This is a genomic window from Pseudarthrobacter sp. B907 (genome assembly GCF_040137805.1).
GTDB lineage: Bacteria > Actinomycetota > Actinomycetes > Actinomycetales > Micrococcaceae > Arthrobacter.
This window is the reverse complement of sequence record NZ_JBEEQE010000005.1, coordinates 176176-198275: the sequence shown is the minus strand read 5'-3', so window position 1 is coordinate 198275 and position 22100 is coordinate 176176. Positions and strand designations below refer to the sequence as shown.

Annotated in this window: 19 protein-coding genes, 1 pseudogene and 1 riboswitch; of the genes and pseudogenes, 4 read left to right on the top strand and 16 right to left on the bottom strand. The window is 69.2% G+C overall.

The window, feature by feature from the left end:
- Positions 1 to 129: 129 nt before the first annotated feature.
- Positions 130 to 1458 (bottom strand): annotated as a pseudogene (locus ABLI39_RS06560) (bifunctional o-acetylhomoserine/o-acetylserine sulfhydrylase); the annotation flags it as partial.
- Positions 1459 to 1508: 50 nt separating this feature from the next.
- A riboswitch (SAM riboswitch) is annotated at positions 1509 to 1624 on the bottom strand.
- Between the two features lie 223 nt (positions 1625 to 1847).
- Here ABLI39_RS06560 and ABLI39_RS06555 point away from each other — a divergent pair.
- Positions 1848 to 2486 carry a VOC family protein gene (locus ABLI39_RS06555; RefSeq protein WP_349412626.1) on the top strand — a complete coding sequence of 213 codons (639 nt, stop codon included), beginning with the start codon at positions 1848 to 1850 and terminating at the stop codon, positions 2484 to 2486.
- Positions 2487 to 2611: 125 nt separating this feature from the next.
- Here the strand turns inward: ABLI39_RS06555 and ABLI39_RS06550 are convergent, their stop codons facing one another.
- Together ABLI39_RS06550 and ABLI39_RS06545 are read right to left on the bottom strand one after the other, a co-directional pair.
- Complete coding sequence (locus ABLI39_RS06550) at positions 2612 to 3625, bottom strand: isopenicillin N synthase family dioxygenase (RefSeq protein WP_349412625.1); 1014 nt, start codon at positions 3623 to 3625, stop codon at positions 2612 to 2614.
- A 218-nt stretch (positions 3626 to 3843) separates the two neighbouring features.
- Complete coding sequence (locus ABLI39_RS06545) at positions 3844 to 4635, bottom strand: CPBP family intramembrane glutamic endopeptidase (protein WP_349412624.1); 792 nt, start codon at positions 4633 to 4635, stop codon at positions 3844 to 3846.
- Between the two features lie 80 nt (positions 4636 to 4715).
- On the opposite strand from ABLI39_RS06545, the gene ABLI39_RS06540 reads away from it, so the two are divergent.
- Positions 4716 to 5372 (top strand): histidine phosphatase family protein, encoded by a 657-nt coding sequence (locus ABLI39_RS06540; protein ID WP_349412660.1) that lies wholly within the window; start codon positions 4716 to 4718, stop codon positions 5370 to 5372.
- An 11-nt stretch (positions 5373 to 5383) separates the two neighbouring features.
- Here ABLI39_RS06540 and ABLI39_RS06535 read toward each other — a convergent pair whose 3' ends face one another.
- The 5 genes from ABLI39_RS06535 to tdh are packed head-to-tail and all read right to left on the bottom strand — an operon-like array spanning position 5384 to position 11520.
- Entirely contained in the window at positions 5384 to 6787 is a 1404-nt protein-coding gene (locus ABLI39_RS06535; protein WP_349412623.1) for a phenylacetate--CoA ligase family protein, read from the bottom strand.
- Positions 6788 to 6820: 33 nt separating this feature from the next.
- Positions 6821 to 8032, bottom strand: coding sequence for an amidohydrolase family protein (locus tag ABLI39_RS06530; RefSeq protein WP_349412622.1), 1212 nt, complete (start codon positions 8030 to 8032; stop codon positions 6821 to 6823).
- An 11-nt stretch (positions 8033 to 8043) separates the two neighbouring features.
- Entirely contained in the window at positions 8044 to 9156 is a 1113-nt protein-coding gene (locus ABLI39_RS06525; RefSeq protein WP_349412621.1) for an NAD(P)/FAD-dependent oxidoreductase, read from the bottom strand.
- A gap of 49 nt (positions 9157 to 9205) precedes the next feature.
- On the bottom strand, positions 9206 to 10420 hold the full coding sequence (locus ABLI39_RS06520; protein ID WP_349412620.1) for a glycine C-acetyltransferase: 1215 nt from the start codon (positions 10418 to 10420) through the stop codon (positions 9206 to 9208).
- A gap of 53 nt (positions 10421 to 10473) precedes the next feature.
- A complete protein-coding gene (gene tdh / locus ABLI39_RS06515) occupies positions 10474 to 11520 on the bottom strand; it encodes an L-threonine 3-dehydrogenase (protein WP_349412619.1) in 1047 nt (348 codons plus the stop codon).
- Between the two features lie 158 nt (positions 11521 to 11678).
- Here tdh and ABLI39_RS06510 point away from each other — a divergent pair, with 158 nt between their 5' ends.
- On the top strand, positions 11679 to 12584 hold the full coding sequence (locus ABLI39_RS06510) for a LysR family transcriptional regulator (RefSeq protein WP_349412618.1): 906 nt from the start codon (positions 11679 to 11681) through the stop codon (positions 12582 to 12584).
- A gap of 95 nt (positions 12585 to 12679) precedes the next feature.
- Here the strand turns inward: ABLI39_RS06510 and gatB are convergent, their stop codons facing one another.
- The 5 genes from gatB to ABLI39_RS06485 all read right to left on the bottom strand — a co-directional run bounded on the left by gatB (position 12680) and on the right by ABLI39_RS06485 (position 17231).
- Positions 12680 to 14185, bottom strand: a complete 1506-nt coding sequence (gene gatB, locus ABLI39_RS06505) for an Asp-tRNA(Asn)/Glu-tRNA(Gln) amidotransferase subunit GatB (protein ID WP_349412617.1) — start codon at positions 14183 to 14185, stop codon at positions 12680 to 12682.
- On the bottom strand, positions 14185 to 15738 hold the full coding sequence (gene gatA / locus ABLI39_RS06500; protein WP_349412616.1) for an Asp-tRNA(Asn)/Glu-tRNA(Gln) amidotransferase subunit GatA: 1554 nt from the start codon (positions 15736 to 15738) through the stop codon (positions 14185 to 14187). The genes gatB and gatA overlap by 1 nt, the downstream gene beginning before the upstream one ends.
- Before the next feature lie 4 nt (positions 15739 to 15742).
- Positions 15743 to 16039, bottom strand: a complete 297-nt coding sequence (gene gatC, locus ABLI39_RS06495; protein WP_138769869.1) for an Asp-tRNA(Asn)/Glu-tRNA(Gln) amidotransferase subunit GatC — start codon at positions 16037 to 16039, stop codon at positions 15743 to 15745.
- Between the two features lie 82 nt (positions 16040 to 16121).
- Positions 16122 to 16643, bottom strand: coding sequence for a hypothetical protein (locus ABLI39_RS06490; protein ID WP_349412615.1), 522 nt, complete (start codon positions 16641 to 16643; stop codon positions 16122 to 16124).
- Positions 16644 to 16727: 84 nt separating this feature from the next.
- Positions 16728 to 17231, bottom strand: coding sequence for a GNAT family N-acetyltransferase (locus tag ABLI39_RS06485; RefSeq protein WP_349412614.1), 504 nt, complete (start codon positions 17229 to 17231; stop codon positions 16728 to 16730).
- Between the two features lie 472 nt (positions 17232 to 17703).
- Here ABLI39_RS06485 and ABLI39_RS06480 point away from each other — a divergent pair, with 472 nt between their 5' ends.
- Positions 17704 to 17940: a hypothetical protein gene (locus ABLI39_RS06480; protein ID WP_349412613.1), complete on the top strand. Its 237-nt coding sequence runs from the start codon at positions 17704 to 17706 to the stop codon at positions 17938 to 17940.
- A gap of 108 nt (positions 17941 to 18048) precedes the next feature.
- Here the strand turns inward: ABLI39_RS06480 and ABLI39_RS06475 are convergent, their stop codons facing one another.
- The 3 genes from ABLI39_RS06475 to ABLI39_RS06465 are packed head-to-tail and all read right to left on the bottom strand — an operon-like array spanning position 18049 to position 22034.
- On the bottom strand, positions 18049 to 18879 hold the full coding sequence (locus ABLI39_RS06475; protein WP_349412612.1) for an inositol monophosphatase family protein: 831 nt from the start codon (positions 18877 to 18879) through the stop codon (positions 18049 to 18051).
- Positions 18876 to 21167 carry an NAD-dependent DNA ligase LigA gene (gene ligA, locus ABLI39_RS06470; protein WP_349412611.1) on the bottom strand — a complete coding sequence of 764 codons (2292 nt, stop codon included), beginning with the start codon at positions 21165 to 21167 and terminating at the stop codon, positions 18876 to 18878. Before ligA ends, ABLI39_RS06475 begins: the two co-directional genes overlap by 4 nt.
- A gap of 36 nt (positions 21168 to 21203) precedes the next feature.
- Positions 21204 to 22034 carry a PP2C family protein-serine/threonine phosphatase gene (locus ABLI39_RS06465; RefSeq protein WP_349412610.1) on the bottom strand — a complete coding sequence of 277 codons (831 nt, stop codon included), beginning with the start codon at positions 22032 to 22034 and terminating at the stop codon, positions 21204 to 21206.
- Between the last annotated feature and the right edge of the window lie 66 nt (positions 22035 to 22100).

Sequence of the window (22100 nt, the reverse complement as noted above, 5' to 3'; positions counted from 1 at the left end):
CGGATCCTACGGCAGCCCAGTTTCCCCACCTTTAAAGGCCGTGTCCGGCGGGTCGCCCCGAAAATGTCGGCGCGTCCCGCCGTCGCGCCCGCAAAGGTGGGGAATTTCGGCGTCGGCTTCCGTATGACCTCAGGCGTCCTTGGCTGCCCGGAAGCCGGCGTCGAGGTCCGCAATGATGTCGTCGATGTGTTCGAGCCCCACCGACAGCCGCACCAGCCCCGGATGGACGCCGGCCACCGCCTGCTGTTCCGGCGAGAGCTGGCTGTGCGTGGTCGACGCCGGGTGGATCACCAGTGAGCGCACGTCACCGATGTTCGCCACGTGCGAGTGCAGTTCGAGGGCGTCAACGAAGCGTTTGCCGGCCTCCGCTCCCCCGGCGAGGTTGAAGGCGACGATGGCGCCGGTGCCCTTCGGACCGTACTTGCGGCCGCGCTCGTACCAGGGGCTGGACGGCAGCCCGGCGTAGGCGACGGATTCGACGTCGTCCCTGGCTTCCAGCCATTCGGCCACCCGGGTGGCGTTGGCGACGTGCCGTTCCACCCGCAGGCTCAGCGTCTCGATGCCCTGGGCGATGAGGAAGGCGTTGAACGGGGACACGGCCGAGCCGAGGTCGCGCAGCAGCTGGACCCTGGCCTTGAGGATGAAGGCGAGGTTTGCCCCCAGCGCCCCGTCCGCGCCGAGGTCCCGGGCGTAGACCAGGCCGTTGTACGTGGGGTCCGGGGTGTTGAAGCCGGGGAAACGCTCCGGGTCCTTGCCGAAGTCGAAGTTGCCGGAGTCGACAATCACGCCGGCGATCGCGGCGCCGTGGCCGCCGAGGTACTTGGTGGCAGAGTGGACGACAATGTCGGCGCCCCACTCGATCGGCCGGATCAGGTACGGGGTGGAGAGGGTGTTGTCCACGATCAGCGGCACCCCGGCCTGATGGGCCACCTCCGCTATACCCTCAATGTCCAGCACGTCCTGGCGGGGGTTGGAGACCACCTCGCCGAAGAACAGTTTGGTGTTCGGCTGCACGGCGTCGCGCCATTGGTCCAGGTTGTCCGGGTCCTCCACGAACGTGACGGAGATGCCGAACTTCTTCAGGGTGTGGGCCAGCAGGTTGTAGGTGCCGCCGTACAGGCTGGGGCTGGCGACGACGTGGTCCCCGACCTCGGCGATGTTCAGGATTGCGAAGGTCTCCGCAGCCTGCCCGGAGCTTAGCAGGAGCGCGCCGAGGCCGCCTTCGAGGCTCGCGACCCGCTGCTCCACGGCGTCCTGGGTGGGGTTGCCGATCCGGGTGTAGATGGGCGCGAGTTCGGCGAGCGCGAACCGGTTGGCGGCGCTTTCGGCGCTGGGAAAGACGAACGACGTCGTCTGGTAGATCGGCAGCGACCGGGCGCCGGTGGCGGAGTCCGGCTCCTGGCCGGCGTGGATCTGACGGGTTTCAAAGGACCAGGCATTGGACATTGGAGAGCTCCTGCGGGACTGGGCGCCGGCCGTTCCCGGCTTTTCGACCGGAACGGACCTGGCGGCCGCGCTTGCCGTCCGGCGGGCGCCGGAGGGCCAGGTCTTCACCCGGGGCACCCCACCGCGTTAGGAGGGTTGCCGGCCAGCAAGCCGGGGCTCGATGCTGGCACTCATGACCTGGCTTCAGTCTAGGAACGCGCCCCGACGGCTGGATAGCTTTGTGACGAATATGAATTTGTCCCGGCGGCCGGCCGCGGGGCGTCCGCGGACCGCCCGCTGGCGCCGCAATCCACAGCGGATCCGGGCGGATCCGGCCCCTGGCCCGCACGTGAAAACGACATCCTACCTTGGTTAGGAGAGCCTAAGCTGAGAGCTCCATCACAAAGTGCCAAGATGAGGGCATGCGCATGGATCACGTCTCTTACGCCTGTGAACAAGATGGCCTCGCGGCCACCACCGAACGTATTGCGTCCGCCCTCGGCGTCGAAGCCGTCAAGGGCGGGGTACACCCCCGATTCGGGACCCGCAACATGATTATCCCGCTCGCCGGGCACAAGTACCTGGAGGTTGTGGAGGTCCTGGACCACCCCGCCTCGGACAAAGCGCCGTTTGGCCAGGCCGTGCGTGCCCGCTCGGCGGCCGGCGGGGGCTGGATGGGCTGGTGCGTCGAGGTTGACGACCTCGCCCCCTTCGAGGAGCGCCTGGGCCGGTCCGCCGTCAACGGCAACCGCAAGTTCCCCGACGGCCGCGAACTGGTCTGGAAGCAGATCGGCATCCTGGGCCTGATCGCCGACCCGCAGGTCCCCTACATGCTCAAGTGGGAGGGCGATCCTGAGCTGCACCCGTCCAACGCCTACGCGAGCAACGTCAAGATGTCCGCGCTCACCATCGCCGGCTCGGCCGAACGCGTCACCGAGTGGCTCGGCGAACCGGTGGAGAAGCCGCTGGAAGACGTGGACGTGAACTGGCTCGCCCCGCACGGGACGCCGGGAATCCTGTCCGTCACCTTTGAAACCGATTCCGGAGCCGTCACCATCTGACGATTCCTGCCAACACTTCGGCCGCCAGCAGCGGGTGCCAATGATGCCACCCACCGCTGGCGGCCGAATTTCTTTAATCCGCCCTTGCGCCGCCGGGCGCTCCGCCTGGGGCGGGACGGCCGCCGTCAGCCCTTGAGCAGGTCCGGGTGGTGGGCCTCGACGACGTTGGGGTGGGCGCGGAGCCGGTAGCGCAGGGCGTTGTCCCCGTAGGTCTCCAGGATCGGGCTGTTGGTCGGGTCCACCGACAGGCCGCGGGCCTTGGCCTGGAACTCCGGGCTGACCGCGAGCCGGGGCATGGTCGCATCGAGGGCCGGGTTGTAGAAGAACGGCAGCGAGATCCGGTCGGTGCCGCGCAGCGGGGAGATCACCCGGTGCAGGGTCGCCTTGAGGTAGCCGTTGGTGGCCAGCTCAAGCATCTCGCCAATATTGACCACAAACGTTCCGGGCACCTGGGGCGCGTCGATCCACTGGCCCTGGTACTCGACCTGCAGTCCGCCCTTGCCGGGCTCGACCAGGAGCAGGGTCAACACTCCGCCGTCGCGGTGGGAACCGACGCCCTGCTTGGGATCCGGATCGGATTCGCCCGGGTAGCGCACGATCTTGAGCAGCGGGAAAGCCTGGGCGGCAAACGCGGCGTCGAAGGTATCCTCGGGCGCCCCAAGGGAGACGGCGAGCGCCCGCAGCAGGTCCAGGGAAATGGCGCTGAGCCGCTCGGTCCATTCGGTGACGATCCCGCGCATCTCGGGCAGGTTTTCCGGCCAGAGGTTCGGCCCCTCCAGCCTCCAGTAGTCGGCAACGCCGGGTCCGGGCTCGACGGCGTCGCGCTCGACGCCGATGTCGATCTGCTCGCGCCAGTCGACGGCACCGTCCGTGATTTCGCCGCCGACGCGGGTGTAGCCGCGGAACTGGGGGCTGTGGACGTTCTCGATCGCGAGCTTCTGGTCTTCAGGCAGGTCGAAGAAGCGGCGGGAGATATCGAGCATGGCGCCGGTGAGTTCCTGCGGGATGCCGTGGCCGGCCAGGTAGATGAATCCGACTTCGTGCATGGCATCACGCAATTCATCCCGGAACCGGGCGGCCTCGTCCTGGCCTGCACTCAAGCGGGAGAAATCCAACACGGGGAGTGATTCGAGCGTCAACGTCTCTTAGTCCTTTACAGCGGGTTTGGCAAGCCGGAGCCTGTAACAACTCCAATGTTACGGACCGGGCCGCTGCGGAGAGAGTCTCGTGTCGAAATAAGTCATTCTGCTTGCGTCAGCCCCGGACTTGACCCGTTTTGGAGCAACACGGGGTCACTTACGGCCGGTCCGGGGCATCCGGATGGGCGCTAAGTGACCCCGCGTTGCTATGAGCTGCGCTAGCCCAGGCCGATGGCCTTGCCGAAAAGGCTGAAGCCGACGAAGGCGACGATGTCCAGCAGCGCATGCGCGATCACCAGCGGCATCACCCTGCGCGTCCTTGTATAGATGAGCGCGAAGATGACACCCATGATGGCGTTGCCGATGAAGGGCCCGAAGCCCTGGTACAGGTGGTAGCTGCCGCGGAGCATGGAACTGGCGAAGATTGCCAGCGGCATGCCCCAGCCGAATTTGCCCAGCCGGTCCAGCAGGTAGCCCACCACAATCACTTCCTCCACGATCCCGTGCCGGACGGCGGACAGGATGAGGACCGGCACCGTCCACCAGTAGGAGTCCAGCGCGCTGGGGATGATCGCCGTCGTAATCCCCAGCGCCCGGCCGGCCGCGTAGAGGCCCAGCGACGGGATCCCGATCAGCGCGGCCAGGCCCAGGCCCTGGAGCAGGTCTTTGCCGGGCCGGGCGAAGTTGAAACCCAGTTTCCGGAATGCCGAGGCACCGGTGCCGCCTGTGAGAGTGCCGCCGGCCAGTCCGGCGGGCCGGTGTTCGGTGAGGAAGTAGATCACCAGCACCACCGGGACCAGGGCGAACAGGATGTCCAGCAGCTGGTAGGTGAGGTCGAAGTACTCGCGGCTGCTCTGCGAGCGGTTCAGCGTCGAGGTCCCCTGCGCCAGCGGCGCCCTGGTCATTTTGTCCAGCAGCTGCACCACCGAATACACCGCCGACTGCCCGAGGGAGAGCCCCAGGACAATCCAGACTTCAAGCCGCAGCCGACGGCGGGAGGGAACCAACATGTTCCTATCTTGCCTGCCGTTCCCGGATGTTGACTGCACGTGCCTATGCTTGGGCTGTGAGCGCGCCCGGGAGAATCTTCATGGTCCGGCATGGCCAGTCCGCGGCCAATGCCGACACCTCCATCTACAACCGGGTGCCCGACTACCGCATCCCGCTGACCCCGCTCGGCGTCGAGCAGGCCACGGCGGCCGGCGAGCAGCTGCGGCGCCAACTGGACGGCCAGCAGGTGTGCGTCTACGTCTCCCCCTACCTGCGCGCCTACCAGACTTTGGAGGCACTGAAGCTGGGCCCGCTCACCGAACGCGTGATCGAGGAGCCCCGGCTGCGTGAGCAGGACTGGGCGAACTTCCAGATTGCCGGCGACATCGAGGACCAGAAGGAGCTCCGCAACGCCTACGGGCACTTCTTCTACCGCTTCCGCGAGGGCGAGTCCGGTTCCGACGTCTACGACCGGATCTCCTCCTTTATGGAGACCCTGTACCGGCACTGGTCCAAGCCGAGCTACGCGCCCAACGCCCTGTTCGTGACCCACGGCCTGACCATGCGGCTGTTCTGCATGCGCTGGTTCCACTGGTCGGTGGAGTACTTCGAGTCGCTGAACAACCCGGACAACGCCGAGATCCGCACCCTGCTGCGCTCCGCGGAGGGCAAGTACGAGCTGGACAAGCCGTTCAGCCAGTGGGAGGAGCGCCGCGTGGACGAGACCGTGCTCGACGCGCCGCCGATGTTCTTCTAGCCGCCGTTCTTCTAGCCGGTGGCTTCCGAGCCCGCGGGCGGTTCCTTGAGGGCGATCACCTGGTGGAACTTCCCGCTGGGCCCGCTCTGTTCCGGAGCTTCCTCCGCGCGGACCAGTTCCACGTTCGCCAGGCCCTGGCCGGCCAGGAAGCCGGCCAGCTTCGCCGCCACGTCCTGCCACACCGTCTCCGCCGCGGTGCCGGGCTCCGGCTGGAGCCGCACCCGCAGGGTCGCGGGCCCGGTCTGGACCAGCTGGCAGCGGTGGACCCCCGGCGCGTCGTCCACCGGGGCGGTGATGGCCAGCGGCAGTACGCTCACCGTGGCGCCGCGGCCGTTGTCCAGGTGCAGGACGTCGTCGTGCCGGCCGGCCACCCGGATGGCGGGCAGCGGGTTGCCGCACTCGCAGGGGCCGGGCTTGGCGACCACGGAGTCGCCGAGGTCGTAGCGGATCAGCGGCTGGACCCGGTTGGCGAGGTTGGTCAGCAGCACCGTGTGGGACGGCTGCCCGGCGGGGGTGGGCCGGTAGTCCGCCTCGACCGGCTCGAGGATGGCCCAGTCGCTGTTGACGTGCAGCCAGCCGCGGGGGCAGTCCAGGGCGATCGGGGTGAACTCGGAGGCGGCGTAGACGTTGTGCACGGCGCCGCCCAGCGCCGCGGCCAGCCGGGCCCGGTCGCCCAGGGATTCGCCGCTGGACTCCACGATCACGGGGCGGATGTGCAGCCGGCCGGCGTCCTGTTCCCCGGCCAGCAGTTCGAGTGCGCTGGGGTAGCCCACAACAAGGGCCGGGTCGAAGGCGTTGAGCGCCTGCACCAGCTGCTCCAGCGGCTGCTGCACGGAGAACAGCCGGTAGGCGCGGCGGCGGCCACGGCTGCGGCGCCGTTCGGACTCGAGCCAGACGACGCCGGCGAAGTGCCCGCCGGTGCCCACCACGACGGCGGCGCGGATTCCCCGCCGCAGCATCGCGAGCAGCCGGCGGGCGTCGAGCGCGGACCCGACGATCCGGACGCCCTGGGCCCGGTAGCAGGCGACGGCGTCGGGGTCATGCACGAACAGGCCGGGGTGGCCGGTGGTTCCGGAGCTGGTGCAGGCGAAGTAGCGGCCCCGGTAGCGGGTGCCGACCAGGGAAGGGTCGGCGACGAAGGCCTCGAGGTCCGCCCGGGTGATGGCCGGGTCGGTGACCCAGTCGTCAAAGCGGGCCATCAGCTGCGGCTTGGTGACCGGGGGCAGGTCCCGGAGCTGGATGTCCTCGGCCGGCAGGCCGCGGTAGAGCGCCCGGTAGAACGGCGAGGCGGTGCGGGCGTGGGCCACGAGGGCGGCCAGCCGGGCGTCCCGGCGCCGGGCCAGGGCCCTCTCCCCGCCGCGTTTGGCGCGCACCAGATCGATCATGATGGCGAGTTCCCTGGCGAAGCCGGGCATGTGCGTTCCTCCTTGGCCTCCTGGGCGGGCCGGTCAGCGGGCGCGGACTCCGGCGCGCCAGACGGCGTGGGTGAGCGGCATCCCCGGCCGGTACGCGAGGTGGGTGGCGGACGGGGCGTTAAGCAGGTGCAGGTCCGCCCGGTGACCGACGGCGATGGAGCCCACGGCCCGCTGGCCGTCGACGTCGTTCCCGGTCTCCCGGCCGAGCGCCAGCGCACCGCCGTAGGTCGCGGCCCGGACGGCTTCGTGCACCCTGAGCCGCATCTGCAGCACGGCGGTGGTGACGCAGAACGCCATCGAGCTCGTGTAGGAGGTGCCGGGGTTGCAGTTGGAAGCCAGGGCCAGCTGGACGCCGGCGTCGAGCAGTTCCCGGCCGGGCGCCAGCGGCTGCCGGGTGGAAAGGTCGCAGGCTGGCAGGCAGGTCGCCACCGTGCCCCGCTCGCCGGCGCCGGCCGCCGCCTCCCAGCCGGACCAGCTGTCGGCGAGGGCGTGGACGTCCGCGCGGGAGAGGTAGTTCACGTGGTCCACGCTCGCGGCGCCGAATTCGACCGCCAGCCGCACGCCGGGGCCTTCGCCGAGCTGGTTGCCGTGCACGCGCAGGCCCAGTCCGGCATCCCGGCAGGCCTGGAGCACGCGGCGGGACTGGTCCTCGTTGAAGGCGCCGCGTTCGCAGAAGACGTCGGCCCAGCGTGCGTACGGCCGTACCGCGGCGAGCATGGGGCCGCAGACCAGGTCCGTGTACTCCTCGGCGTCCATGCCGTCCGGGACCAGGTGCGCGCCGAGGTAGGTCACCTCGTCCGCGACGGTGGACGCGATCCGGGCGCTGCGGGCCTCGTTGTCCACGCCCAGGCCGTAGCCGGTCTTGGTCTCCAGGTAGGTGGTGCCCTGCGCGACAGCCTCGGCCACGCGGCCCAGCGCCAGCCGGGTGAGGTCGAAATCGCTGGTGCTCCGGGTGGCGCCGGTGGTGACGGCGATGCCGCCGGCGCTGTAGCCCGCCCCCGCCATCCGGGCCTCGAACTCCGCGGTCCGGTCGCCGGCGAAAATCAGGTGCGTGTGCGAATCGACCCAGCCGGGCAGGAGGGCGCGGTGCCCGGCGTCGACGGCGTCGTCGGCCGCGGGGGCCTCGGCGGCGGCACCGATCCAGGCGATCCGTTCGCCCTCGATCACGACCGCCGCGTCCTTGAGGACCCGGTGCTCGGTGTCCTGGGTCATCAGTTCGGCGATGTTGGTGATCAGGGTGCTCATGGTTCCATTCTTCAGCCCCGGATCGACATCCGCGTTGCGGCCAGCGCCGCGGCTGTCCGGGATGCCGGACTGTCGGCAGGGAACGGGGCGCCGGAGCCCTGCCCGGCGAGGATCTGTTCCGCGGCCAGTTCGGCGATGCCGGAGGAGGTCTGGAAGCCGTAGCCGCCCTGGCCGGCGAGCCAGAAGAACCCGGCGGCCTCGGCGTCGAACCCCACCACGGGGACGCCGTCGGCGGCTTCGGTCCGCAGCCCGGTCCAGGCCCGGCGGACGCTGCCGATCCCCATGGTGGTGACGGCGTTGAGCCGGGTGATCAGGGCTTCGACGTCGCCGGGGTACGGCTGGGCGTCCTCGGGGCCGCTCGGCACGGTTTCCGACGGCGAAATAAGCACCTGCCGCCGCCCGTCCGGCCGGAAGTAGAAGCTGTCCGACGCCACCATCGGGCACCCCTGCGGGAGGGGGTGTTCGACGTCGACGATCGCCGCGGTGCGCCGGTAGGGCTGGAGTCCGAGTTTCTCGACGCCGCTGAGCACGGCGAACTCGTCCGCCCAGGCGCCGGCGGCGTTGACCACAACGGCGGCCTCGAGGCCCTCCTGCCCGGCGCCGAGCTCCCAGCCGGTGCCGAGGCGCTGCGCCGAGTGGACCCGGGCGCCGGTGATGATGTCGACGCCGCCCTCGACGGCCCGCTCCCGGTGGTCCTCCAGCAGCAGCGAGGCGTTGCAGGCGAAGGACCCGGAATCCAGGCCGGCCGCCGTGAAGGACTCCGGCTTGAGCGCGGGGCAGATCTCCAGGGCCTCGGCATGGCTGATCCGGTGCATAAAGCCGCTGGCCTGCCGCTGGACGGTTTCCTCGTCCCCGATCAGCATGAACCGGCGCGGCGAGAGCACTGGCTCGGGCCGGGTGCCTTCGTGGGTGCCGATGAGCTCCAGGGTGCGCATGGTCAGGTCCTGGACCACGGGCGGGCCGTAACTGGGGATCAGCTGCCGGGCCGAGCGCGCGGACGTGTGGTAGCCCAGCGACTGCTCGGCTTCGACCAGGGCCACGCTGCATTTGCCGGCGAGGGCGGAGGCGAGGGACAGGCCGGCGATGCCGCCGCCGACGATCACAACATCGTATTTAGCTGACATGCCTCCATCCTTGCACCCGGCAGGAGGTCGCGTCAGTACTTTTCGGCCCCTATGCCGCGGCGGCTACGGCCTCGCGGCTGCGGACAAACGCCTGGACGCAGCGCTCGACGTCGTCCGTGCTGTGCGCGGCGGAGAGCTGGACGCGGATGCGGGCGGCGCCCTTGGGTACCACCGGGTAGCTGAAGGCCGTGACGAAGACGCCGTGGGCCAGCATCGCGTCGGCGACCTTGGCCGCCATCACGGCGTCGCCGAACATGACCGGGACGATCGCGTGTTCGCCGTCGAGCAACTCGAAGCCTTCCTCGCCCATCCGGCGGCGGAAGAGTTCGGCGTTGGCGAAGAGCTTGCCGCGCAGTTCGCCCGAGTTCTCCACGAGGTCCAGGGCCTTGAGCGTGGCGGCGACGATGGCCGGGGCCAGCGAGTTGGAGAACAGGTAGGGGCGTGCCTTCTGCCGGAGCATGGCGATGACCTCGCGCCGGCCGGAGACGTAGCCGCCGGAGGCGCCGCCGAGGGCCTTGCCGAAGGTGCCGGTGTAGATGTCCACCCGGTCCGAGACGCCGGCGTGTTCGGGGGTGCCGGCGCCGGTGGCGCCCATGAACCCGACCGCGTGGGAGTCATCGACCATGACCAGGGCGTCGTACTTCTCGGCGAGGTCGCAGATCGCCTCGAGCGGGGCGAGGAACCCGTCCATCGAGAAGACCCCGTCGGTGACGATGATCTTGCGGCGGGCCGGGTTCTGCTGTGTGGTGGCCTCGATCAGCCGGACTTCGAGGTCGGCCATGTCCTGGTTGGCGTAGCGGAAGCGCTGGGCCTTGCAGAGCCGGATGCCGTCGATGATCGAGGCGTGGTTCAGGGCGTCGGAGATGACGGCGTCCTCCGGGCCGAAGAGCGATTCGAAGACGCCGCCGTTGGCGTCGAAGCAGCTGGAGAACAGGATGGTGTCCTCGGTGCCGAGGAACTTGGAGACGCGTTCCTCGAGGGCCAGGTGCAGGTCCTGGGTGCCGCAGATGAAGCGCACGCTGGCCATGCCGAAGCCGCGGTCGTCCATGGCGGCCTTGGCGGCGGCGATGATTTCCGGGTGGTCCGCGAGGCCCAGGTAGTTGTTGGCGCAGAAGTTGAGCACCTCGGCGCTGCCCTGGCCGAGCTGGCCCGCCTTGATGTGGCTGGCCTGCGGCGAGTCGATGTGCCGCTCGGTCTTGAACAAACCGGCGCTGCGGATCTCGTCGAGTTCGTGCTGCAGCTGGTCCTTGATGGCTGAATACATGGTGGTGCGCTCCTCAGCTGGGGTGAATTTTGTACGGTACCGGAAAACGGGGCTTAGAAGCAGGTCCAGTCGAGCACGACCTTGCCGCCCACGCCGGCGCGGGCGATTTCGAAGCCCTTTTCCCAGTCCGAGGCGGGCAGGGTGTCCGTGACGACGGCGGAGATGTTGGCGTGCAGCACGGGGTTGGAGGAGAGCATGGCGCTCATGGCGTACCAGGTCTCGAACATTTCGCGGCCGTAGATGCCCTTCATGGTCAGCATGTGCGTGACCACCTTGCCCCAGTCGATGTCGATGGACTGGCTGGGCAGGCCCAGCATCGCGATCCGGCCGCCGTGGTTCATGTTGTCGATCATCTCAGGCAGGGCGGTGGGGTGGCCGGACATTTCCATCCCGATGTCGAAGCCCTCGCGCATGCCCAGTTCGCGCTGGGCGTCCTTGACGCGCATCTTCGAAACGTCGATCGCGAGGTCGACGCCGAGCTGCCGGGCAAGTTCCAGCCGCGGGGCGGAGACGTCAGTGATGGCGATCTTCCGGGCCCCGGCGTGGCGGGCGACGGCGATCGCCATCAGGCCGATGGGGCCGGCGCCGGTGATCAGCACGTCCTCGCCCACCAGCGGGAAGCTCAGGGCGGTGTGGACGGCGTTGCCGAACGGGTCGAAGATCGCGCCGAGCTCCGGGGTCACGGAGGGGTCGTGGTGGACCCAGACGTTGGTTTCGGGGATGACGACGTATTCGGCGAACGCGCCGTCGCGCTGGACGCCGACGCTGACGGTGTTGATGCACATCTGCTTGCGGCCGGCACGGCAGTTGCGGCAGATCCCGCAGACAATGTGGCCCTCGCCGGAGACCCGGTCGCCGACTTTGACGTCCAGGACGTCCTCGCCAACCTCCACCACTTCGCCGTAGAACTCGTGGCCGGCGATCAGCGGGGCATTGATGATGCCCTGGGCCCAGGCGTCCCAGGACTGGATGTGCAGGTCCGTGCCGCAGATACCGGTGGTCATGACGCGGATCTTGACATCCCCGGCCCCGGCTTCCGGCTCCGGGCGGTCGACGAGTTCGAATCCCGCGTGGGCGCCGGACTTGTAGAGAGCCTTCATGGGCCTGCCTAACTGTGGGGGTGGCTACTGTGTGGGACGCACCCGGAGGATGCGATCGTGTGGGACAACTCACCTCATTAGACCGGGCCGAAAGCGTTAGCACAACCGAGTTTTTCTCAATCGACGATTTAGGAATTGCTTACCTCTAGGATGGGGGCATGGAAATCCACCAGCTCGAAATGCTCCGCGAACTCGGGGCCCTGGGCAGTGTCAAGGCCGTCGCGGAGACCCTGCTGGTCACACCGTCCGCGGTGTCGCAGCAGCTGGCCGCCCTGCAGCGGTCCGTCGAGGTGCCGCTGACCCGCAAGGAGGGCCGCAACCTGGTCCTCACCGAGGCGGGCCAGGTGCTCGCGGACGCCGGGGCCGCCGTCGTCAGTGCGATGGCGGACGCAAGGACCGCGATCGGGGCGTACCACGGCTCCCCGGTGGCGCCGGTGACGCTGAGCGGGTTCCACAGTGCGGGACAGGCGCTGTTTGCCCCGCTGGCGCGGCTGCTGGCCGAGCCCGGGCAGCCGCGGATCCAGCTCTCCGACGAGGACGTGGCCCAGCAGGATTTCCCGGCGCTGACGGCCCGGTATGACCTGGTCCTGGCGCACCGGATGGACCACAGCCCGCGGTGGCCAGTGGAACGGGTGGCGGTGATTCCGCTGGCGCACGAGCCGCTGGACGTGGCCCTGCCGGCCGGCCACCGGCTCGCCGGCCAGCGGGCGGTGAGCGCGGACGACGTCGTCGGCGAACCGTGGGTGACCAGCCACACCGGCTACTCCCCCGCGGACGTGCTCTCCGCCGTCGCCGCCGTATCCAGCCGCGAGCTGAACATTGTGCACCGGATCAACGACTATTCGACGGTGGCGGCCCTGGTGGCGGCCGGCAGCGTGATCGGGCTGCTGCCCCGGCATACCGCGCGGCCGGTGCTGAACCCTGACATTGTGTTGCGCCCGCTGGAAGGCATCAGCACCCGGCGCCGGATCGACATCCTGGCCCGGCCGGAAAACCTTAAACGCAGATCGGTCATGATGGTCTGCGAGGCGCTGCAGACCATCATGACGGGGCTGGTCACCTAAATTCGCCCGGCTTAACCCAACTGACTCGCAGTAGTTGTCGTTATGGGCGATCAAAACGACAACAAGTGCGAGTCAGTTGGGTGGTGCGAGGTGCGTTAGCCTTCGACGCCGAGGCGCTCGAGGATCAGCTCCTTGACGCGGCCGGCGTCGGCCTGGCCGCGGGTGGCCTTCATCACGGCGCCGACGATCGCGCCGATCGCCTGCAGCTTGCCGCCGCGGATCTTGTCCGCGACGCCGGGCTGTGCGGCGAGGGCCGCGTCGATGGCTTCGAGCAGCGGGCCGTCGTCGGAGACCACGGCGAGGCCGCGCTTTTCTACGATTTCCGCCGGGGTGCCCTCGCCGGCGAGCACGCCGTCCAGGACCTCGGAGGCCATCTTGTTGTTGATCTTGCCGTCCTCAACCATCTTGTTCAGTTCCACGATGGTGGCCGGGGCGACGCCGAGCTGGCCGGGGTCGACGTCGGCGTTCTTGGCGCGGCCGACGATCTCGCCCATCCACCATTTGCGGGCCACCGTGGCGGTGGCGCCGGCGGCGATGGTTTCCTCGATCTCGTCCATGACGCCGGCGTTGACGACGTCGCGGAATTCGAGGTCCGAGTAGCCCCAGTCGGCCTGCAGGCGTTTGCGGCGGGCGGCCGGCGGCTCGGGCAGCGTGGCGCGGAGTTCCTCGACCCACTCGCGGGAGGCGACGACGGGGACCAGGTCCGGTTCCGGGAAGTAGCGGTAGTCGTCGGCGTCGGACTTGGGCCGGCCCGAGGTGGTGGAGCGGGTGTCCTCGTGCCAGTGCCGGGTCTCCTGGATGACCGGCAGGCCGGAGTCCAGCACGGCGGCGTGCCGCTGGATTTCGTAGCGGACGGCGTGTTCGACGGCGCGCAGCGAGTTGACGTTTTTGGTCTCCGAGCGGATGCCGAAACGCTCGCGGCCGTGCGGGCGCAGCGAGACGTTGGCGTCGCAGCGGACGTTGCCGCGTTCCATCTTCGCGTCCGAGACGCCGAGGTTCTTGACGATCTCGCGGACCGCGGCGACGTAGGCCTTGGCCAGCTCGGGGGCGCGGCTGCCGGCGCCCTCGATCGGCTTGGTGACGATCTCGACCAGCGGCACGCCGGAGCGGTTGTAGTCCACGAGCGAGTAGTCCGCGCCCTGGATCCGGCCGGCGGAACCGCCCATGTGGGTGAGCTTGCCGGCGTCCTCCTCCATGTGGGCGCGTTCGATCTCGACGCGGAACACGGTGCCGTCGGAGAGTTCGATGTCCAGGTAGCCGTCGTACGCGATCGGCTCGTCGTACTGCGAGGTCTGGAAGTTCTTCGGGGTGTCCGGGTAGAAGTAGTTCTTCCGGGCGAAGCGGCAGGTCTCGGCGATCTTGCAGTTCAGCGCCAGACCGATCTTGATCGAGGACTCGATCGCGGTCTTGTTCACCACGGGCAGCACACCGGGCATCCCGAGGTCAACCTCGTTGACGTTGGTGTTCGGCTCGTCGCCGAAGACGTTCGGCGCGGAGGAGAACATCTTGGTCTTGGTGTTGAGCTCCACATGGACCTCGAAGCCCAGGACGGGGTCGTACTTCTCCATCGCCTCTTCGAAGCTGAGGGTTGCGTCAGTCATTAGTGTGAACCTCCGTGGCTCAAGGCTGCGTTGTTTAGGTCGGGGGCCTTATCCAGCAGCGGGCCGCCCCACTGCGCCTCGAGCAGCGACTCGAGCACGGCGCCGACGCGGTAGAGCCGGGCGTCCTGGCGGGCCGGGGCCAGCAGCTGGACGCCCACGGGCAGTCCGTCCTCGTCGGCGAGGCCGCCGGGCAGGGACAGGCCCGGGACCCCGGCCATGTTGGCCGGGATGGTGGCGACGTCGTTGAGGTACATCGCCAGCGGGTCGTTGAGCTTCTCGCCGAGCTTGAACGCCGTGGTCGGCGCCGTCGGGGAGATCAGCACGTCCGCCTGTTCGAACGCGGCGTCGAAGTCGCGCTGGATCAGGGTGCGCACCTTCTGGGCCGAGCCGTAGTAGGCGTCGTAGTAGCCGGCGCTCAGGGCGTAGGTGCCCAGGATGATGCGGCGCTTGACCTCGTCGCCGAAGCCCGCGGCGCGGGTGGCTCCCATCACGCGCTCGATCGTCAGCGGGCCTTCTTCGGGCAGCACCCGCAGGCCGAAGCGGACGCCGTCGAACTTGGCGAGGTTGGAGGAGGCCTCCGAGGGCATGATCAGGTAGTACGCGCCGAGGGCGTACTTGAAGTTGGGGCAGGAGACCTCAACGATCTCGGCGCCGGCGCCCTTGAGCAGCTCCAGCGCCTCGTTGAAGCGGTTTTCGACGCCGGCCTGGTAGCCCTCGCCGTGGAGTTCCTTGATAATGCCGATCTTCATGCCCTCGACGTTGCCGGTCCGGGCCGCGGCGACGAGGTCCTCGAGCGGGTCCGGCAGCGAGGTGGAGTCGCGCGGGTCGTGGCCGCCGATCACCTGGTGCAGCAGGGCCGAGTCCAGCACGGTGCGGGAGACCGGGCCGATCTGGTCCAGCGAGGAGGCCATGGCGATGGCGCCGTAGCGGGAGACGCCGCCGTAGGTGGGCTTGACGCCGACGGTGCCGGTGACGGCGCCGGGCTGGCGGATGGACCCGCCGGTGTCCGTGCCGAGGGCCAGCGGGGCTTCGAAGGCCGCGACGGCGGCAGCGGAGCCGCCGCCGGAGCCGCCGGGGATGCGCTCCAGGTCCCACGGGTTGTGGGTGGGGCCGAACGCGGAGTGCTCGGTGGAGGAGCCCATGGCGAACTCGTCCAGGTTGGTCTTGCCCAGGATCGGCATCTTGGCGGCGCGGAGGCGCTCCACCACGGTGGCGTCGTAGGGGCTGTGCCAGCCCTCGAGAATCTTGGAGCCGGCGGTGGTGGGCTGTCCGATCGTGACGATCAGGTCCTTGACGGCGATCGGGACGCCGGCGAGCACGTGCAGGTCCTCGGCGGCGGCACCTCCCGCGGCGCGGATGGCGTCCACCTCGGCGGCAACGGCGAGGGCTTCCTCGGCGTTGACGTGCAGGAAGGCGTTGACCTGGCCGTCGACGGCGGCGATCCGGTCCAGGTGCGCCTGGACGACCTCGACGGCGGTGACCTCGCGGGCGGCGAGCTTCTCGGCGAGCGCGGCGGCGGAGAGGCGGAACAGTTCGGCGTGGGTTTCAGTCATGGTCTTAGTCCTCATCCAGGATTGCCGGGACCTTGAAGCGGCCCTCATACGCGTCAGGGGCTCCGGAAAGCGCCTGCTCGGCCGTGAAGGTGTGGCCCACCACGTCCTCGCGGAACACGTTGGTCAGCGGGATCGGGTGCGACGTGGCCGGGACGTCATCACCGGCGGCTTCACTAACGGACTTAACCGACTCCACGATGACGGCGAGTTCGCCGGCCATCCTGTCCAGCTCTTCAGCACTCATCTCGATGTGCGCGAGACGCGCGAGATGCGCGACGTCGTCGCGGTTGATCGCAGCCATGGATCTCCCCTGCAAGGTACGGATTATTTTCCGTCCCAGTCTACGTGGGTTGACGTGCGGTTACCGTCGGGCGCCGATGTGGTCAGCCCGCGATGCTGCGGCCCCTGTGAAAGGCGTTGGCGCGGGCGTGTTCGTGGACGCGGTCCAAGGTTTCGATCTGCGACCGGCCTTCGGCAGTGAGCCCGGCGAAGGTGGACGGCTCAAGCCCGAGGTCCGGCGCCAGCTCCTCCAGTGTCTGCCAGCCGCCGATCTTGGCCATAACGGCGGCGCGCATCAGTTCGGACTCCAGGACCAGGGTCATGGGCGACCGGCTCAGCAGCCGGCCATTGAGCTTCAGGCGGCCGGCTCGTTCCGCCAGCCAGGCCGCGGCTTGGCGGTGCGGGCGCTGGCGGATGCCCAGCTCCCGGATCAGGCCGCGGAGTAACTCCCGCTCCCGGCCGATCGCCGCGGCCACGGAGGCGAGCTCGGCGTGGACGGGGGTATCCGTGAAGTCCTTGGCCATCCGCTCGATCCTGCCGAGGCCGGCGGTGGCGCCGGTCAGGTGGTCCGACAGATAGAGGCCGAGAAGATTCTTGTCGATGGTGTCGGGGATGTGCGCTGCCATGGAACCTTCAGCTGTACTCGTGCCGTTGCCAGCGTGTCTCAGGGATGGTGCCCTGGCTGCAACCCTACCCGGAGCGGGGCGGAGCTACAGGTCCAGGCGGTAAACCAAGAGTTTGATGTCGGTGTCCGGGACGAACCAGTCGCGCTCGGGGACGCGCTGGAAGCCGGTCTTCCGGTACAGGCCGTGGGCGCTTTCCCAGGTCATCCCGGTGGTCAGGGCGACGCCGGTGATGCCGGGCAGGGACCGGGCGTGTTCGATGATGGCCTGCACCATGGCCTTGCCGGCGCCGCTGCGCTGCACCGCCGGGTCCACCACGAGCATTCGGAATTCCAGCTCGTCAGGCCGGGCGATGTCCGCGTACGGCTCCCCCGCGACGGCGAGGGTCACGGAGCCGACAACCTGGCCGGCGCGTTCGGCCACCCAAATGGTCGCGTTCTCGTGCCGCCGGGCGACCTGCTGGATTTGCTGCATGTAGGGGTGGTCCGCGTCCTCGAAGTGCCCGGCGGCAAGGTAGGCGTCCCGGGTGATGCGGGCGACGGCGTCGTAGTCGGCCGGGACGGCGGGACGAATGAGGATCTGCGAATGCACCTGTCTATGTTACGGGCGTCGGCCCCGACCGGGCGCCAAAGCGCGGTTTCCGTGATGGAACTATCAGCGGCCGCACGTCTGCGGGAGTGCGTCAATCATGCGGGCTGCAACTCCCCGTGCAACAGCAGAACCGGAAGGCACTGTGTGGCCGGATTCGGAACCGTCCAAATATTTCTCAAATTTTTTTCGGGCGCAGGCCACCGCCCATTTCAGGTGAAGGCAGCCAGCCTCCAAACCGCACCCTGACCTGCGCTAATGGCAAACGTTCATCCCTGTGTCCCCGCAACGCGGGGCTGGTCCTCACCCCCCGCGTCGGGGCGGTCACTGGCCTTTGCTCCCCTTGACTACTAAGCATGCTGATCGTTACGTTGTTGTAATCCCCATCACACCAACGAAGGAGTCAACGATGCGTTTGATGACAAAAGCTTCAGCAGGAGTCGCACTGGCAGGATCACTGTTCCTGGCGGGTGGAATGGCACCGGCCAACGCCGCGCCCACCCAAGTCCAGGACGGCCTCGTCAACGTTGCGGTCGGCGATGTCACGATCCTGCAGGACGTCAACATTGGCGTCGCCGCCCAGGTGGCGGCAAACGTCTGCGGTGTGAAGGTCGGGCCCGTGGCGGTCCTCGGCCGGGCAGTGGACAGGTCCGGCACCACCACTCTCGTCTGCGACTCGGCACAAGGCCCGGTCCGCCTGATCCAGAACTAATCCGCCGGTAAGGAACTAGCCCTCTGGTTCCAGGACATGCGCCCCCGCGAGGGGGCGCATTTTTTGCGTGGGGAATCCAGCGCGCCCGGTTGCTCTGCCGGGCGTCGGTCAGAGCGGGAACTTCCCGGAGAGCTCCAGCGGCCCCGCGCAGGTCCAGGCCGCGAGCCGCTCCTCGTCGGAGGGCCCGCCGTCGAGCACGCTGGTGAGCCGGGGGCGCCGCACCCAGCAGCCGGCCTCCTCCGCGATCAGGGCGCCGGCGGCGAAGTCGTGTTCGTTCAGGCCCCGTTCGCCGTAGGCGTCGTGGGTGCCGTCGGCCACGAGGCAGAGATCCAGCGCGGCCGATCCCAGCCGGCGCACGTCCGCGAACCCGTCCATCAGGCCCGCCAACCCGGACGCCTGCTCGGCCCGGACGGCCGGGTCGTAGCTGAAGCCCGTGGCCAGGATCTGCCCGGTCCGGCCGGGCACCGGTCCGTTGAGCGCTGTGCGCCGGCCGTTTTCCTCCAGCCACGCGCCGTGGCCGCGGGAGGCGTAGTAGACCCGCCCCAGCGCCGGGGCGTGGACGACGCCGGCGAGCCAGGCGCCGTCGGGCCCGGCCACCGCCACCGAGGTGCCGTAGTAGACGATGTTGCGGATGAAGTTGGTGGTGCCGTCGAGCGGGTCGACCGACCAGCGGAAGCCGCTGGCGGTCTCGGGCAGCACGGTGCCGCCCTCCTCACCGGTGATCGTGTCCTCGGGCCGGGCGCCGGTGATGACCTCGCGGACGGCGGACTCCGCCGCGAGATCGAAGGCCGTCACCCAGTCCCCCGAGTCGCCCTTGTTGCTCACGTCCAGGGCGCCGGCGCTCCGGCCGGCCAGCACCGCGGCGCCGGCGGCGGCGGCCTCCCGGGCCAGACCGAGGAACGCGGAGGCCTCTGGGAATTCGGCCGGTCCGGAGCTCACTCGGCCGCCTCCTGGTGGTCCTCGCCGTCCTCGACGTCGTCTGCCGTACCGTCAGCACCGTCCGCACCGGCGCCGCCGTCGAGGCCGGCCGGGCCGTGCGCGAGCAGCGCACGGAAGCCGGCCTCATCCAGCACCGGCAGGCCCAGCTGCTCGGCCTTGTCCAGCTTGGTGCCGGCGTTTTCGCCGGCCACCACGTAGCTGGTGTTCTTGGAAACGGAGCCGGCGGCCTTGCCGCCGCGGACCAGGATCGCTTCCTTGGCCTCGTCCCGGCTGAACCCCTCGAGGCTGCCGGTGACCACCACGGTCAGGCCCTCCAGGGTGCGCGGGGTGGACTCGTCGCGTTCGTCCTCCATCCGGACGCCGTCGGCCGCCCAGCTGTCGACTATGTCGCGGTGCCAGTCCTCAGCGAACCATTCCTTGAGCGCCACAGCGATCACCGGGCCTACGCCGTCGACGCCGGCGAGCTCCTCCTCGGAGGCCTGCCGGATGGCGTCCATGGTCCCGAACGCCGTGGCGAGGGCGCGCGAGGCCCGCGGCCCCACATGCCGGATGGACAGCGCCACGAGCACGCGCCAGAGCGGCTGGGTCTTGGCCTTTTCGAGTTCGCTGAAGAGCTTCTCCGTGGTGGCCGTCGGCTTGGACGGGACCTTGGCGGTGCCCTTGGTGTAGAAGTAGGGCACAAGTTCGAACTCGCCGGTCGGCACGCCCTTGGAACGCTTTTCGCGGCGGATCCGGACGCCGGCGAGGTCCTCGGGCGTGAGCCGGAACAGCGTCGCCTCGGTGGTGAGCGGGGCGATGGCGGGCTCGGCCGGCTGGGTCAGGGCGATGGCCGCTTCCCAGCCGAGGGCCTCGATGTCGAAGGCGCCGCGGCCGGCGAGGTGGAAGACGCGTTCGCGCAGCTGCGCCGGGCAGGAGCGGGCGTTGGGGCAGCGGATGTCGACGTCGCCCTCCTTGGCCGGGGCGAGCGGGGTGCCGCAGGATGGGCACTCGGTGGGCATCACGAAGTCGCGCACCGGCGGGTCCTGCTGATCGCGCAGGGCGAGGACCGGCCCGACGATTTCCGGGATGACGTCCCCGGCCTTGCGGAGCACCACAATGTCTCCGATCTTGACGCCCTTGGCCTTGACGACCTCCTGGTTGTGCAGGGTGGCCATCTCCACCGTGGAGCCGGCGACCTTGACCGGCACCATCACGCCGTACGGGGTGACGCGGCCGGTGCGGCCCACGTTGACCGCGATGTCCAGGAGCTTGGTGTTGACCTCTTCCGGCGGGTATTTGTAGGCCACGGCCCAGCGCGGAACCCGGGAGGTGTAGCCGAGGGCCCGCTGGGTGGCTAAGTCGTCCACCTTGACCACAATGCCGTCGATTTCGTGGCTGAGGCTGTGCCGCTTGTCGCCGTAGCGGCGGATGAAGTCCAGTACCTCGGCCAGGCCGGGGAGCACCTCGAAGTAGGGGCTGGTGGGCAGGCCCCAGTCGGCGAGCTGGCGGTAGGTGTCCGACTGGCTGCCGGTCTCCAGCCCTTCGCGGGCGCCGATGCCGTGCACGTACATCTTCAGGGGCCGCTTGGCGGTCTCCGCCGGGTCCTTCTGCCGCAGCGAGCCCGCGGCCGCGTTGCGCGGGTTGGCCAGCGGCGCCTTGCCCTCCGCGATCAGCGCCTCGTTGAACTCCGCGAACGCCTTGGAGGGGATAAAGACCTCGCCGCGGATTTCCATTTCGGCAGGGAAGTTGCCGCCTTTGAGCTGCTGCGGGATTTCCTTGATGGTCAGGACGTTGTGGGTGATGTCCTCGCCGGTGAAGCCGTCGCCGCGGGTGGCCGCCCGGATGAGCACACCGTCGCGGTAGAGCAGATTCACGGCCAGGCCGTCGATCTTGAGTTCGGTGAGCCACGACGGCGGGCTGCCGCCGTTGCCGAGCTTGCCGACGCCGGCCTCGGCCTTGGCGATCCAGGCCTCCAGCTCCTCGAGGGAGAAGACGTCCTCGAGGCTGTACATCCGGGTCAGGTGTTCGACGGCGGCGAAGGCGGCCGAGACCTCCCCTCCCACCTCCTGGGTGGGGGAATCGTTGGCCACCAGTTCGGGGTGCATGGCCTCGATGGTCTCCAGCCGCCGGAAGAGTTCGTCGAACTCGGCGTCGGAGATGATCGGGGCGTCCTGCTGGTAGTAGGCGAAGCGGTGCTTGCGGACCTGCTCGACCAGTTCCTCGTACTCTTCGCGGACGGCCTCGGACGGGACCAGTTCGCCGTCGGGGCTGTGGGTGTCGGTTTCTGCTGCAGTCTTCCCTGTGCTCACAGACCTATCCTGCCCTAGATCACCGGCGTTGTCCGGTCATGGGCGGGCCTGTCCGGCAGCGCCGCCGGCGTCGGCCACGTTGCTCGCGTCCACCACGATGCAGGTCACATTGTCGCGTCCGCCGCTGCGCAGGGCTGCCTGGATCAGCTGGTCCACGGCGGCCTGCGGGTCCGGCTCGGAGACCAGGATCCGGGCGATGTGCTCGTCGTCGAGCTCGCCGTTCAGCCCGTCCGAGCAGACCAGGATCCGGTCGCCCTCTTCGACGGGCAGCAGCGAGTAGTCGGCTTCCGTGTCGTCGCCGGTGCCGAGCGCCCGGGTGACCACGTGGCGGCGCGGGTGGACGGCGGCCTCGGCCCGAGTGATCTCGCCGGCGTTCACCAGTTCCTGCACCTCGGAGTGGTCCACGCTGAGCTGGCTGAGCTGGCCCTGGCTGAGGCGGTAGGTGCGCGAATCGCCGATGTTGAGCACCAGCCAGTACGGGATGCCCGACTGCTCCACCACGACGACGCCGGAGAGAGTGGTGCCGGCACGGGATCCGGTGGCCTCGCGGATGTCGGCGTCGGCCTGCTGGAGGGCCTGCTGGACGATGTCCGCGGTGGCCGCCCGCTCCCCCGTGGCGAGCTGGGGAACCTCGGCGAGGGTGCGCACGCAAATGCCGCTGGCGATCTCTCCTGCCTCGTGGCCGCCCATGCCGTCGGCGACGGCGAAGACCGGGTCTGCGGCGATGAAGGAATCCTCGTTCATTTCGCGGCGCAGGCCGCGGTCCGTGCCATAGCCGGAGTTGAGCCGGAGGCTGGGGGCACCGCTGGGCGCGGTTCCGGATGGGGCTGCAGAAGCGGGAGGAACGGGAGCCGGCTTGGATGTCATGCCTGTCCTAGGTAGAAGCGGCGGCCACCGATGTGCAGGTGGACCCGGGGCGCACGTGGATGGGTT

What these genes read in the sequence shown, in the direction of transcription:
- ABLI39_RS06555 (WP_349412626.1), top strand. Translation starts at nt 1,848, where the DNA reads ATGCGCATGGATCACGTCTCTTACGCCTGTGAACAAGATGGCCTCGCG.
- ABLI39_RS06545 (WP_349412624.1), bottom strand. Translation starts at nt 4,635, where the DNA reads ATGTTGGTTCCCTCCCGCCGTCGGCTGCGGCTTGAAGTCTGGATTGTC.
- ABLI39_RS06540 (WP_349412660.1), top strand. Translation starts at nt 4,716, where the DNA reads ATGGTCCGGCATGGCCAGTCCGCGGCCAATGCCGACACCTCCATCTAC.
- ABLI39_RS06535 (WP_349412623.1), bottom strand. Translation starts at nt 6,787, where the DNA reads ATGCCCGGCTTCGCCAGGGAACTCGCCATCATGATCGATCTGGTGCGC.
- ABLI39_RS06530 (WP_349412622.1), bottom strand. Translation starts at nt 8,032, where the DNA reads ATGAGCACCCTGATCACCAACATCGCCGAACTGATGACCCAGGACACC.
- ABLI39_RS06525 (WP_349412621.1), bottom strand. Translation starts at nt 9,156, where the DNA reads ATGTCAGCTAAATACGATGTTGTGATCGTCGGCGGCGGCATCGCCGGC.
- ABLI39_RS06520 (WP_349412620.1), bottom strand. Translation starts at nt 10,420, where the DNA reads ATGTATTCAGCCATCAAGGACCAGCTGCAGCACGAACTCGACGAGATC.
- tdh (WP_349412619.1), bottom strand. Translation starts at nt 11,520, where the DNA reads ATGAAGGCTCTCTACAAGTCCGGCGCCCACGCGGGATTCGAACTCGTC.
- ABLI39_RS06510 (WP_349412618.1), top strand. Translation starts at nt 11,679, where the DNA reads ATGGAAATCCACCAGCTCGAAATGCTCCGCGAACTCGGGGCCCTGGGC.
- gatB (WP_349412617.1), bottom strand. Translation starts at nt 14,185, where the DNA reads ATGACTGACGCAACCCTCAGCTTCGAAGAGGCGATGGAGAAGTACGAC.
- gatA (WP_349412616.1), bottom strand. Translation starts at nt 15,738, where the DNA reads ATGACTGAAACCCACGCCGAACTGTTCCGCCTCTCCGCCGCCGCGCTC.
- gatC (WP_138769869.1), bottom strand. Translation starts at nt 16,039, where the DNA reads ATGGCTGCGATCAACCGCGACGACGTCGCGCATCTCGCGCGTCTCGCG.
- ABLI39_RS06490 (WP_349412615.1), bottom strand. Translation starts at nt 16,643, where the DNA reads ATGGCAGCGCACATCCCCGACACCATCGACAAGAATCTTCTCGGCCTC.
- ABLI39_RS06480 (WP_349412613.1), top strand. Translation starts at nt 17,704, where the DNA reads ATGGCACCGGCCAACGCCGCGCCCACCCAAGTCCAGGACGGCCTCGTC.
- ABLI39_RS06465 (WP_349412610.1), bottom strand. Translation starts at nt 22,034, where the DNA reads ATGACATCCAAGCCGGCTCCCGTTCCTCCCGCTTCTGCAGCCCCATCC.